The sequence below is a fragment of the Amphibacillus marinus genome, assembly GCF_900110345.1.
In the GTDB taxonomy this organism is placed as follows: domain Bacteria; phylum Bacillota; class Bacilli; order Bacillales; family Amphibacillaceae; genus Amphibacillus_D; species Amphibacillus_D marinus.
In genome coordinates, this window is the sequence record NZ_FODJ01000002.1 from 30,672 (window position 1) to 43,147 (window position 12,476).

A 12,476-nucleotide genomic window follows, 5' to 3' on the forward strand; every position below is an offset into this window, starting at 1 on the left:
ATTTTTTTAACATAAATACAATTATTCGTTATAACTCCCTCTCATAACCATTCAAATTTTAAGCATTATGACGTATTCAGCAAGATACTGGACGATTCATTGGCATAGCGTAGCTGCATTTATCTAATAATTAAATATGCGCTAATATCCTCAATTGTCGTGATTTTCATCATTTGAAGAAAATATTTAATCCGTATACCATTATATAAGTGCATGCCAAGGCCATGCAAAAGTCATGGTTTACTATTTTTATATTGTGGTATAGAAAATAAGGACAACAGAAATCATCTTTTATTTATTGGTGCACACTTGATTTCTAATTAACTTAGGAGGGTTTTTTAACTTGAAGAATTTTGTAAAGTTATTTATGTTTGCTGCTTTGATCACTTTTTTAGCAGCGTGTGGAAATGGAGCTACGAATGATGATGGCGATGCTGGAGGAGAAGGTCGACTAGAAGAATTGCGCGAAGCAAACGAAGTAACCATCGGCTTCTCTAATGAAGCGCCTTATGCATATGAAGAAAATGGTGAATTAAGAGGTGCAGCAGTTGATATTGCCATTGCAGTTTTTAATGAACTTGGGATAGACAATGTTGAAGGGCAACTGGCCGATTGGGGCCAATTAATTCCTGGGGTTCAGGCTGGACAATTTGACGCCATTACAGCTGGTATGGCGATTACACCAGATCGCGCCGAAAACGCACTATTCGGTGAGCCCGAAATGATGTATGGTGAAGGCATTGTTGTTGAAGCTGGGAATCCACACGGTATTTACAGTTTTGAAGACATTGCAAACAATCCTGACATTACCGTTATTGTGATGGAAGGGGCAACAGGCTATGACTTCTTACTTGAGTCTGGAGTAAGTGAAGATCAAATTGATACAGCAGGTGATATTCCATCAACGTTTTCAGCGCTTCAGGCGGGGCGTGCTGACGTCACGACAGGAACTGATGTCACGATGCGCCAAGCGTTAGAATCATTAGGATCTGCTGACCTTGAACTGGTTGAGGACTTTGAACAGCCAGATATCGAAGGGGTGCCAAGCTATGGTGCAGCAGCATTTAGCTTAGATAACGAGGAACTTCGTGATGCCTATAACGAAGCACTACAAACATTGAAGGACGATGGAACGGTAGCAGAGTTGTTAGAAGCTAACGGATTCCACCCAGAGCAGAACTTCGCACCTGAAGATGTAACAACGGAAAGTATTATTAGCGGCGAAAACTACTAATCATTCAAGTTTACTGTTTTTAATATAAGACACCATGGTCCGGTTCCCAGTAGCCAAGGGGACTGGACTATCTTTTTCTAAAATGCTCATTAAATCTAACTACCTAAGGAGTGAATACAATTGAATCCTATTACAGAGATAGCACCTCAACTATTACGCGGTTTACAAACGACTTTAACCGTGCTACTTGCCTCAGCACTATTCTCTTACTTAATGGCCTTTATTGGAGGACTTTGCCGTCTTTCAAAAAATTTCTTACTTCGTAAATTTACAGGCTTGTATATTGAAATATTTCGCGGTACCTCGCTAATCGTTCAACTCTTTTGGCTCTACTACGCCATTCCAATTTTATTCGACATTGACCTTGCCTCCAATTGGGTTATTGGCGTTATCGCAATTGGGTTGAATTATGGCGCTTACTTATCGGAGGTTGTGCGCAGCTCTATTTTATCAGTTGCCCCTGGCCAGTCGGAAGCAGCGACGGCATTAAACATGTCTAGCTTTCAAAGAATGCGATTTGTAATTTTTCCGCAAGCAGTTCGGATGATGCTTCCTGAATTCGGAAACTATACGATTCAAATGCTTAAGGGGACAGCATTAATTTCATTAATTGGCTTGCGCGATATTTTCTATTACGGCGATATTATGCGCAGTACTAATTTAGCCCACGCCCCTCTTATTTATGCAGTTGTATTAATTTTTTATTTTATTTTGGCACTACCCTTAATTTTCTTTACGAGAAAAGCTGAAGAGATTGCTAAGAAAGGAGTGGCAAGCTAATGTGGAGTTGGGATCGATTTAATGAAGCTTTTCCTCATGTATTACAGGGCTTAACAATGACTGTTTGGGTAACCCTATTAACCTTCCTATTCGCCTTAATATTTGGTTTTGTTTGGTTATTCCTGAGACGTATTCCTTTGCGACCATTAAATTGGACGGTAACATGGATAATGGAATTTATTCGTTCAACACCGCCTATTATTCAATTATTCTTTATGTATTTAGCTTGGCCCGTCCTCCCCTATATTGGCGTAACACTTAGTCCAATCACCTGTGCCGTAATTGGCTTAGGTATCCATTTTAGTACTTACATCGGAGAGATCTATCGTTCAGGGATTGAGAGTGTCGGAAAAGGACAATGGGAAGCCGCAACTGCCCTTAATTTTTCACTGATTGATAAGTGGCGTCGCATCATATTACCACAAGCGATTCCACCGACAATCCCAATGCTTGGCAACTATTTTATTATTCTATTCAAAGAGGTACCTATTGCTGCAACGATTAGTGTCCAAGGGATTTTGTACATGGCAAATACCTTTGGCGCAAGGAATTGGGCATACATTGAGGCATTAACGATTGTTGGTATAATTTTACTCGCCTTAAGCTACCCTTCAGCCGTGTTAATTCGCAAACTAGAAGTAAAAATGAACACACGATTTGATAAAAATGCCGTAATTAAAAAGATTGAAAAAGGAGTGAGGCCATCATGACCGAGCCAATTGTTCGTTATCAAGATGTGCATAAGTCATTTGGAGATATTAACGTGTTAAAAGGAATTGATTTAGATATTTTCCCAGCAGAAAAAGTAGCCATTATTGGTCCGAGTGGTTCAGGTAAAACAACCATTATTCGGATGCTGATGACGTTAGAGGAACCTTCTTCTGGTGATATTATCGTTGACGGTACTAATCTATGGAAAATGAAAAAAAATGGAACGATGGTTGAGGCTAATGAGAAGCATCTTCGCTCAGTACGGGGTGATATTGGGATGGTGTTTCAGCACTTTAACCTATTCCCCCATATGACCATTTTAGAAAACTGTATGACTGCCCCAATCCACGTGAAGGGTGAGGACAAGCAAGAGGTTGAAGAACGTTCCATCCAAATGCTTGAACGGGTTGGCTTGGGCGATAAAATTCATAATTATCCAAGTCAGCTGTCAGGTGGACAGAAACAGCGGGTTGCTATGGCACGTGCACTGGTAATGCGACCGAAAATCATGCTATTTGATGAGGTAACTTCGGCCCTTGATCCTGAGCTAGTTGGTGAAGTACTCGAAGTTATTCGTGACATTGCTGAAAATGATGATATGGCAATGGTCCTCGTGACTCATGAAATGGATTTTGCACTTGATATTGCCGACAAAGTGCTGTTCTTAGACGAGGGTGTGATTGCTGAGCAAGGTTCAGCAACAGATGTGATTGAGCACTCGCAAAACGAGCGGTTAAGGGAATTTTTGAGCCGATTTAGAGGCTGATTTTTTTAAGAATGACATCATAATGTGAATGAGTGATCGTGACATGATCACTCATTTTTTATGTTATGCAACTTTAACAATAGTCTTGTCGTCTTTATTGTGAAAAACAATTTAGGAGGCATAGGCAATGATTAAAATAGAAAGTCTCTCCCATCACTTTGAAATGGGCAAGAAGGGCAAAAAAACGACATTACCTGTTTTAAAAAATGTTAGTTTCGCTGTAAATGCAGGGGAGATTGTTTCTCTAGTTGGAAAAAGTGGTTCAGGAAAATCTACATTACTAAATCTTATCGGAGGCTTTATCCATCCGAATTCCGGGATAATCACCATTAATGGACAAGCGGTCACTCAGTTCTCAGAAGCTGACTGGGCAGACTTCCGATTAAATCACATCGGCTTTATCTTTCAAAACTTTCAACTGATCCCCAGCATGACTGCATTCCAAAATGTTGAGCTTCCGTTAATCTTAAAGGGTATTCATGATAGCGATAGAAAGATGAAGACAGAGGAAACACTTAAGCGGGTTGGCTTAGCTGATTACCATGATCATTACCCTAGTGAGTTATCAGGTGGTCAGCAGCAGCGTGTTGGTATCGCACGCGCACTCGTGCTTGATCCGCCATTAATCCTTGCTGATGAGCCGACAGGAAGCCTTGATAGTGAAACAGAAGCTAGCTTATTAGATTTTATTTTACAGCTAAACAAGGAGAACGGGATAACTTTCCTGATTATTACCCATGATCATGAGGTCGCCCAAATTGGTAATCGGACCATTGAAATACATGATGGTGAACTGGTAAAGGGGGCATATGCACATGAGCTTCAAGGATAAAATTAGCTTCGTCCGACAAAATATGCGAAAAAACAAAATGCGCCTATTTATGACTATACTAGCTACAGCAATGGGCTGCACCTTTTTAATTGTACTTGCCTCAGTAGCGTTTGGGTTGCACGATACCCTTTTACAGGATTATATGGAGCACGATCGCATTAATGAAATTGAAGTTTATGGTACAAGTGATCCTGGGCGGGATACTATGCATTTAACTAATGAAGATATTAATTATTTTGAATCCTTAGACCATGTTAAAACGGTTCGGCGCTCAACAACCTTACAACAATATCCACTGATGTCTATCGACAATTATCAGCTTGCTACAGAGGCTAAGAGCGTTTACTATCCAGCTGAACAGGAAGCAGGATTTACGTTAACGGAAGGGCGCTTCCCTGAGCAAGACAACGAGGTCATTGTCGGTTATCATTTTGCGTCTTTGTTAGCACCAACAAATAATGATAACGAGGAACTATACGATGATTATGGCTTACTTAAAGAAGCCTATCAATATGATGGACCAATTGTCGGCGATACTTTTTCCTTAGAAATTGAAAAAATTGATCAGGATGGCGCGGTGGAAATTGGCAAATTCGATGTGATTGTAAGCGGAATTGTAGAGCAGCCAAAACGGGAATGGTTTACTGAATCTACTGTTTACATTTCGGAACAGCTGCTAACAGATATTGAAGCATTTACTGAAACGACAGCAGGGAGCCCCTATATAGAATATCAAGAAGGCCCTGTGTCAGATGAGCGCACATATAGCGATATCGTCATCCACTCTACAACAATACAATATTTGCAGGATCTAACTGAAAAGCTTGCTGAGGAGAATTATTATGTCTATTCAGTTGCTAGCCAAGTACAACAAATGAATTTACTCTTTAATATTGCGAAGGCTGGTCTAATTTTTATTGGCACAATTGCGATCCTCATTGCCTCAATCGGTATTTATAACACGATGACGATGGCGGTTACTGAACGTGCTGGGGATATTGGGATAATGAAGGCAATCGGTGCAAATCCGAAAACAATTAAACAAATTTTCTTAATTGAGAGTAGCTACATTGGGTTGCTTGGTGCATTTTTCGGAACGGTAGTCGCCTATCTGCTTAGCCATGTTGTCAATTGGGTGATTCCAGTGATACTAGAGTCCGCTTTTGACGACACCATACCAGAGGGATTTAAGTTCTCGAGCATCCCATTTGTACTTGTGCTGATTACGATACTTATTTGCTTAGCTGTTACGCTTATCTCTGGCTCACAGCCAGCTAAACGAGCAACACAGGTTGATGTATTAAAAGCAATGCGTCGAGAGATTTAAACATAGTAAAAAAGACTGTCAGAGTTAAACTGACAGTCTTTTTACAATAATGCTACTTTTTCTTCGCAGCCTTCTCGCGTTCATTTTTATTTAAGATTTTTTTACGTAAGCGAATTGATTCGGGTGTTACTTCACAGTACTCATCATCATTCAAGTATTCAATCGCTTCTTCTAGCGTCATTTGTCGTGTTTTACGAATCGTAGACGTTTGATCCTTAGTGGCTGATCGAACGTTTGTTAAATGCTTTTCCTTGGTAATATTAACGGTTAAATCGTTATCACGATTATGCTCGCCAACGATCATCCCTGCATAAACCTCAGTACCAGGTTCAACAAAGATGACACCACGGTCTTCAAGATTCATAATACCATAGGTTGAAGCCTTACCGTTTTCCAGAGCAACAAGTACACCTTGACGTCGTCCACCAACCTGGCCATCAACAACTGGCTCGTAGCTATCAAAGGTATGATTAATAATACCGTAGCCACGTGTTTGGGTCATAAATTCGGTTGAATAACCAATTAACCCACGTGAAGGAACCTTAAATTCAAGGCGAACTTGACCGTTGCCTTGGTTAACCATATCCAGCATTTCACCTTTTCTAGAACCTAACGATTCCATAACAGCACCAGTATGCTCCTCAGGAACATCGACTTGAACGCGCTCCATTGGCTCTGACTTAACACCGTCAATGTCTTTAATAATAACCTGTGGCTTTGATAGTTGAAGCTCATAACCTTCACGACGCATATTCTCAACTAAAATAGATAGGTGGAGCTCACCACGCCCCGACACAATCCATGCATCTGGAGAATCAGTTGAATCAACGCGGAGGCTGACATCTGTTTCAAGCTGCATCATTAGTCTTTCTTCAATTTTACGTGAGGTAATATATTTACCTTCTCTACCAGCAAACGGGCTATTATTTACGACAAAGGTCATTTGTAACGTTGGCTCATCAATGTGTAAAACTGGTAACGCTTCTAATTGGTCAACAGGACATACTGTTTCTCCGACATTAATATCCTCAAGTCCAGCAAGGGCAATAATATCACCTGCTTTAGCTTCTTGAATTTCAATCCGCTTTAAGCCTAAAAAGCCAAACATCTTACTAACCCGGAAGTTCTTTGTTTGACCATCCATTTTCATTAAAGTTACCTGCTGACCAACTTTAATTGAGCCTCTTGAAACTCGACCAATTCCAATTCTGCCTAAATAATCATTGTAATCCAGTAAGGTCACTTGAAACTGAAGCGCTTCTTGGTCATTGTTAACTGGAGCTGGGATATGACTCATAATGGTTTTGAAAACAGCTTCCATCGACTCTTCTTGCGCTTCAGGCTCTTCGCCTGATGTTCCATTTAATGCTGAAGCATAAACAACTGGAAATTCAAGTTGCTCATCATCTGCACCTAATTCAATAAATAAATCCAACACCTCATCAACAACATGCGCTGGGCGTGCGTTTGGACGATCGATTTTGTTTAACACAACAACAGGTGTCAGCTTTTGCTCAAGTGCTTTCTTAAGTACAAAGCGCGTTTGCGGCATACAGCCCTCATAGGCATCAACGACAAGTAATACACCGTCAACCATCTGTAAAATTCGTTCTACTTCTCCACCAAAATCAGCATGACCTGGTGTATCTAGGATATTAATTCGTGTATCATTATAATTAATCGCAGTATTTTTTGCTAAAATGGTAATACCACGTTCTCTTTCAATATCATTCGAATCCATCGCACGTTCGTCAACCTGTTCGTTGTCTCTAAACGTACCTGAGTAGCGAAGCAACTGATCGACCAAGGTTGTTTTCCCATGATCAACGTGGGCAATAATAGCAATATTACGAATATCTTCTCTTAATTGCATCCTTCTACATCTCCTCTTTTTATCGCAAACGATCATTTAACACAGTAACTGAACAATTGTAGCATAAAACGACAACGAAGTACATGTTTTAACAAAAAAATACGTTACTTCAGTATTTTTTAACAATAGACTTTTTCTAACTTGATCCTAATTGTGGTATGCTATAGCTATGACTTCCTGTTCCCTCTAGTGTTTGAAGGCATTGATAATATGAAATGAGGCTTATTTATGACTGAAGAATTAAGTAACCCAGAAGTGTATGATTTGGATGAGGAAACATTGTTTGTCGTTTCCCAAACCTTTAAGGCTTTAAGCGATCCAACCCGGATTCGTATTCTTCACTTACTCGCATGTAAAGAGCATTCTGTTAACGATATCGCTAAAAGTTTGGATCTAAGGCAATCTACAGTGTCACACCAGTTGCGCTTTCTTAAGAACTTACGGTTAGTTAAGTATCGTCGTGAAGGAACAACCCTTTATTATTCGCCTGAGGATGAACATGTGTTTGATATGCTTAATCAAATGATTGAACATGCTTGCCATAATTAAAGCTTTGCATCTGAGCCAAGCGAAATTTCATAACTATGAACACCCAACTAAGTGAAGATAAGCAATGAGCGAGACGCCTGCGGGAAGGGGATGAGCTGAAAATCCACTTTTGGTGCGCATTACTTCACAAAGTGGGGATGTTAGACTAAACCCGTCCTGTCCTGGGACAACGTCTAACTGACATACATCCCGTAGGCCCGAAGCCAGCCTCATGGAAAGCGAATCCATTGCTTTTCAGAACAATATAGCGCGCTGAACTGATAAGAAAGTCAACTAAACAGAAAGTGCCTTGATCAATTATCTAATCGATCAAGGCGTTCTTATCATTTTCTGATATAATGTTGAATTGCTTCCTGCTCAAACGACCACGACCCGTTTTTCTGTTACATAAATGCGTTCTAATCGTTCACCTAGCCGGCTAAGTAGTTCATTAGTAATTGTGCCTGCCAAATCTGCAACTTCCTCTGCGCGCACCACTTCATGACCATCTGAACCAATTAACGTGACAACTTCATCTGGTTGAAGATTAGCCAATGTTGAGACATCAACAGTTAATTGATCCATACATACTCGACCAATAACCGGCACACGCTTGCCTCGAATCAACACGTACGCAGCTTGGTTTGATAATGCCCGTGGAAAGCCGTCCGCATAGCCTATTGAAATAGTAGCAATCTTCATCTTCTGTTTGACTAAATAGCTACGCCCGTATCCTACCTCTTCACCGGGATAAACTGACCTGACAGCAATAACCTTTGCCTTTAACGCCAGGACTGGCTTTAACGCAAGTGAGCTTCTTGTTGGCTCAAGAGCAGTGCTTAATACCCCATACAAGGCAATTCCAATTCTAACGATATCACATGATAGCTCCGGGTAGTTGAGTAAACCATAACTACTCTGAATATGTGTTGGTGGGCAAGAAAGCCCAGTTTGTTCGAGCTTATTAATAATGGTATAGAACCGTTTAATTTGTTGATTAGAAAAATCAACATGACGATACTCTAAGCTGTCCGAAACCGACAAATGCGTATAAATTCCGGTGACAGCAAGATTATGGTAGCTAAAGATAGTCGTAATTTCACTAATATGATCATAGCGCTCACCTAACCGATGCATACCGGTATCAATTTTAAGATGAACTTTAATTGGTTGATTACCTTGTGCAAGCCTCTTAGCATGATCATGGTCAACAATTGTCTGCGTTAAATCGTACATTCTTATCGTTTCGCGTCTAGCTGGAGAAGTATAGCCTAAGATCAGAATCTCCCCTGTTACATTGTGTTGTCTTAGCGAAATCGCCTCATCTATCGTAGCAACAGCAAAGGCTTCTGCACCAGCTTTACTGAGATGCTCAGCGATCTCAATCATCCCATGCCCATAGCCGTTTGCTTTGACAACCGCCATCACCTTTGTTTGGTTACCAGAGGCTTTTTGCAAAACTTTAAAATTATGTTTTAAATGGTTAAGATTTAATTCAAGCCAAGCTCGTTCACCTAACACCATTGCTTGTCACCTCTTTTTTAATCTTTAACCATAGCAAACTTGCTATGAAACTTGCAACTGCGACAGCAACAAAATGGATGAAGCTATTCACAACTAAAATATCCGTTAAATTAACCACTTGAGCAATCGCTCGAATAACGACAATCATAGCGGGATGAATTAAATAGACTAGCATAGCTAAGTCTCTCAGCCCTGATACACTCTTGCCCTGCCAATGAAGCAAGGCATGAAACAAGAAAAACATTGTCGGAATTAGTAAAATATACATACTATCATGTCGTTGCAATGCAAATGTATTAAGAACAAGTGCTTCGATAATCATTAATGATCCTGTAATGATTAAGCCTAACAGACTTACTTTTAATGCGAGTTTTTTACCTTTTTTAGCAATAACTGTGCCTAATAAAATAAAAATCGGTGCAAAAAAGACGCCATTTCTGGTATATGTTGAAATATTGAACAAGACACCATAAATTGAGTTTATAGTTGGCATTTGCTCAATTAAGCCATAGTAGCTATCGCCAAACAAACCGATCATATATAGGAGAGTGGTAAGCAATAGCGCTTGTCTAGTAGTTAAATAGTTTAATAGCAACCACACAATCATCATGCCTAGCATAATTGCAGGTAGATACCACAGATGATAAAAGGTACCATCAAATACAAGCTGTTTTACAAGCGTACTACCATCTAGCCATGATTGGTATGAGCCTGTATAAATATTTAATGGAACATAGAGCAAAATGGCAATGAGATAAAGGATGGCTACTTTTTTTAAAAAAGCTAGTATTTTTGTAAAAGACACCTTCCCTTTTTCAGCACGACCAAACATAAAAAAGCCTGAAGCCATAAAAAAGAAAGGTACAGCTACACGACCGATGGCACGTGTTAAAATAAAATCCCCGCTAACACTATAACTTGATAATGGTGAGGTATGAATTGCCACAACTAAAATGGCTGCAATTAATCGAAAATAATCAATTCCGCGATAATCTGATTTGGTTGATTGCATTTCCTCTATTCCTCCCACAGTGTCACAATTACACTGTCACGATTATTTCCTGAAATCATGTATTGCATACGTTCAGGTATTTCAAATGTGGTCGTCTGCTTTACATCAATAGAAATGCGCACAATTGTAAAGCACTGCCCATTTACTTCAATTTCTAATGACTTACCCAGACCTTCAAATTGCTCGAGAAAATCAATATAGTCTTCTAAAGTAAACTGCTTTAATTTAATTAACTCAGCATGTGGGTGGCCCACATAACGAAAATGCCAAGGCTCATGACCAATGTGAGTACGGTTTGTTCCCCATACTGGATAGCGTTCGATAAAGCCATATTGACTTGCGAGTTGTTTAAACTGCCTGAAGACTCCTTCATCTGGGAACGCGGGGCGAATAAAATCAATTTGTTCATTCGCCTCTGCTAAGTCGATTGCTAATCCCGTCTGATGCTCACTACAGCCTGGCTTTGCTACATACAGATTAGTAAATTCACGCCCATGCTTAACCAAACTATTTTGATAAATAGTGCGTTGCTCCTCAATTGAGCGATAGCCACTAGTCGGAACAATTTGCTCTTGCCCGTTTACTTGTGAAACAAGCAATTCAAGCTGGCTTGCCGCCTTCTTGTTAAACAGGATAGCTGCATACGAGCTAGTTACAGGAGCAAGTTCATTAACAGCAGTCGCTCGCTTAATCGGATTCTCTGCATTTATTAGCATTAATTGCCCTTGGCAAACATCCTGCCATGTTAAAGCTACCGTGCTCATGCCTGCAAAGCCAGTTCAAGCAACTGTTTAACAATATCCTCAAACGACATCCCAATACCTTTTAACATATTTGGATAGCGACTAAATTCTGAAAAACCTGGTATAGTATTTACCTCGTTAAAAACAATTTTCTTTTCAGGAGTTAAAAACATGTCTACTCGTGCAAAACCCGTACAGCCTAGAGCTCGATAAATTTGCTCAGCCGTTTCTTTAATTTCAGTAGCCAACTCATTAGTAATGCGGGCAGGCATATGAATTTTTGCTGTTTTTAACGAATATTTCTCAGTATAATCAAAGAAACCATCCACCAGTTCAATTTCATCTACCTGTCCAATTGTCAACGTGTCATTGCCTAATACAGCACAGCCAACCTCAAAGCCTTCAACACCTTGCTCAATAACTACTTTGTTATCGTATTTAAAGGCAAACTTAACTGCTTGCTCAAGCTCATTCTCTGCCATCACCTTCGTAATCCCAAATGATGAACCGGCATTTACAGGCTTTACAAATAACGGATAATTTAATGGTTCTATTTGCTTTAACAATGCTGGCTTGGTTGGCTTTTGATAAAGAGTGAGCGATGGTGTCACTTCAATGCCCGCTATTTTAACTAGTTTATGTGCCAATTCCTTGTCCATACATAATGCTGAACTAATCGTACTACAGCCAACATAAGGAATACCGGCTAGTTCAAGCAGGCCTTGAATGGTACCATCTTCACCATTTTTCCCATGTAAAATTGGAAAAGCGACATCTATACGCAGAACAGTTAGTTGACCATTTTGATTAATTAAAACACCCTTATGCTTCCGATCAGGAGAAAGAATGGCTGGACTACAGCTGGCTTTATCCTGCCACCATGTATTTTGGCGAATTCCCTCAATAGAGCCATCATACTTAAGCCATTCTCCTTCTCGAGTAATTCCGATTAGTACAAGATCAAACTCCGATTGATTAACGCCATTTATAATTGCACTTGCAGATTGCAATGACACATCATATTCTTCTGAATAACCACCGAATATAATAGCAACTGTTTTTTTCATGATGATACCCCTTTTTTATATTAATTTAATGGTTACATTAAAGGACGAACATATTGACGAGAAAGTTGCATTTTTCTTT

At 39.9% G+C, this 12,476-nt stretch carries 10 protein-coding genes and 1 pseudogene; 7 read left to right on the forward strand and 4 right to left on the reverse strand.

Annotated features, from left to right (window positions below):
* Window positions 1-343 precede the first annotated feature (343 nt).
* The 6 genes from ehuB (at window position 344) to BM000_RS04165 (ending at window position 5,650) form a co-directional block, all read left to right on the forward strand.
* On the forward strand, window positions 344-1,234 hold the full coding sequence (ehuB, locus tag BM000_RS04140) for an ectoine/hydroxyectoine ABC transporter substrate-binding protein EhuB (RefSeq protein ID WP_245751572.1): 891 nt from the start codon (window positions 344-346) through the stop codon (window positions 1,232-1,234).
* 120 nt (window positions 1,235-1,354) lie between these two features.
* Window positions 1,355-2,014, forward strand: a complete 660-nt coding sequence (locus tag BM000_RS04145) for an amino acid ABC transporter permease (RefSeq protein WP_091495116.1) — start codon at window positions 1,355-1,357, stop codon at window positions 2,012-2,014.
* Window positions 2,014-2,724 carry an ectoine/hydroxyectoine ABC transporter permease subunit EhuD gene (gene ehuD / locus BM000_RS04150; protein WP_091495118.1) on the forward strand — a complete coding sequence of 237 codons (711 nt, stop codon included), beginning with the start codon at window positions 2,014-2,016 and terminating at the stop codon, window positions 2,722-2,724. The genes BM000_RS04145 and ehuD overlap by 1 nt, the downstream gene beginning before the upstream one ends.
* Entirely contained in the window at window positions 2,721-3,491 is a 771-nt protein-coding gene (ehuA, locus tag BM000_RS04155) for an ectoine/hydroxyectoine ABC transporter ATP-binding protein EhuA (RefSeq protein WP_091495120.1), read from the forward strand. Before ehuD ends, ehuA begins: the two co-directional genes overlap by 4 nt.
* A 127-nt stretch (window positions 3,492-3,618) precedes the next feature.
* On the forward strand, window positions 3,619-4,323 hold the full coding sequence (locus BM000_RS04160; RefSeq protein ID WP_091495122.1) for an ABC transporter ATP-binding protein: 705 nt from the start codon (window positions 3,619-3,621) through the stop codon (window positions 4,321-4,323).
* The gene (locus tag BM000_RS04165) at window positions 4,307-5,650 is read left to right on the forward strand and encodes an ABC transporter permease (RefSeq protein WP_091495124.1); all 1,344 of its coding nucleotides are present in this window, start codon (window positions 4,307-4,309) and stop codon (window positions 5,648-5,650) included. The genes BM000_RS04160 and BM000_RS04165 overlap by 17 nt, the downstream gene beginning before the upstream one ends.
* A gap of 52 nt (window positions 5,651-5,702) precedes the next feature.
* Here BM000_RS04165 and typA read toward each other — a convergent pair whose 3' ends face one another.
* A complete protein-coding gene (typA, locus tag BM000_RS04170) occupies window positions 5,703-7,523 on the reverse strand; it encodes a translational GTPase TypA (RefSeq protein WP_091495126.1) in 1,821 nt (606 codons plus the stop codon).
* A gap of 228 nt (window positions 7,524-7,751) precedes the next feature.
* On the opposite strand from typA, the gene BM000_RS04175 reads away from it, so the two are divergent.
* A complete protein-coding gene (locus BM000_RS04175; RefSeq protein WP_091495128.1) occupies window positions 7,752-8,072 on the forward strand; it encodes an ArsR/SmtB family transcription factor in 321 nt (106 codons plus the stop codon).
* A 357-nt stretch (window positions 8,073-8,429) separates the two neighbouring features.
* Here BM000_RS04175 and vanT read toward each other — a convergent pair.
* The 3 genes and pseudogenes from vanT to vanG all read right to left on the reverse strand — a co-directional run bounded on the left by vanT (window position 8,430) and on the right by vanG (window position 12,400).
* Window positions 8,430-10,587 (reverse strand): annotated as a pseudogene (gene vanT, locus BM000_RS04180) (serine racemase VanT catalytic subunit).
* A 5-nt stretch (window positions 10,588-10,592) separates the two neighbouring features.
* A complete protein-coding gene (locus BM000_RS04185) occupies window positions 10,593-11,351 on the reverse strand; it encodes a D-alanyl-D-alanine carboxypeptidase family protein (protein WP_091495130.1) in 759 nt (252 codons plus the stop codon).
* A complete protein-coding gene (gene vanG, locus BM000_RS04190) occupies window positions 11,348-12,400 on the reverse strand; it encodes a D-alanine--D-serine ligase VanG (RefSeq protein WP_091495132.1) in 1,053 nt (350 codons plus the stop codon). The genes BM000_RS04185 and vanG overlap by 4 nt, the downstream gene beginning before the upstream one ends.
* Window positions 12,401-12,476 lie beyond the last annotated feature (76 nt).

Coding starts and splice junctions, on each gene's coding strand:
- BM000_RS04165 (WP_091495124.1), top strand. CDS start 4,307: ATGAGCTTCAAGGATAAAATTAGCTTCGTCCGACAAAATATGCGAAAA.
- ehuD (WP_091495118.1), top strand. CDS start 2,014: ATGTGGAGTTGGGATCGATTTAATGAAGCTTTTCCTCATGTATTACAG.
- BM000_RS04160 (WP_091495122.1), top strand. CDS start 3,619: ATGATTAAAATAGAAAGTCTCTCCCATCACTTTGAAATGGGCAAGAAG.
- BM000_RS04185 (WP_091495130.1), bottom strand. CDS start 11,351: ATGAGCACGGTAGCTTTAACATGGCAGGATGTTTGCCAAGGGCAATTA.
- typA (WP_091495126.1), bottom strand. CDS start 7,523: ATGCAATTAAGAGAAGATATTCGTAATATTGCTATTATTGCCCACGTT.
- BM000_RS04175 (WP_091495128.1), top strand. CDS start 7,752: ATGACTGAAGAATTAAGTAACCCAGAAGTGTATGATTTGGATGAGGAA.
- ehuA (WP_091495120.1), top strand. CDS start 2,721: ATGACCGAGCCAATTGTTCGTTATCAAGATGTGCATAAGTCATTTGGA.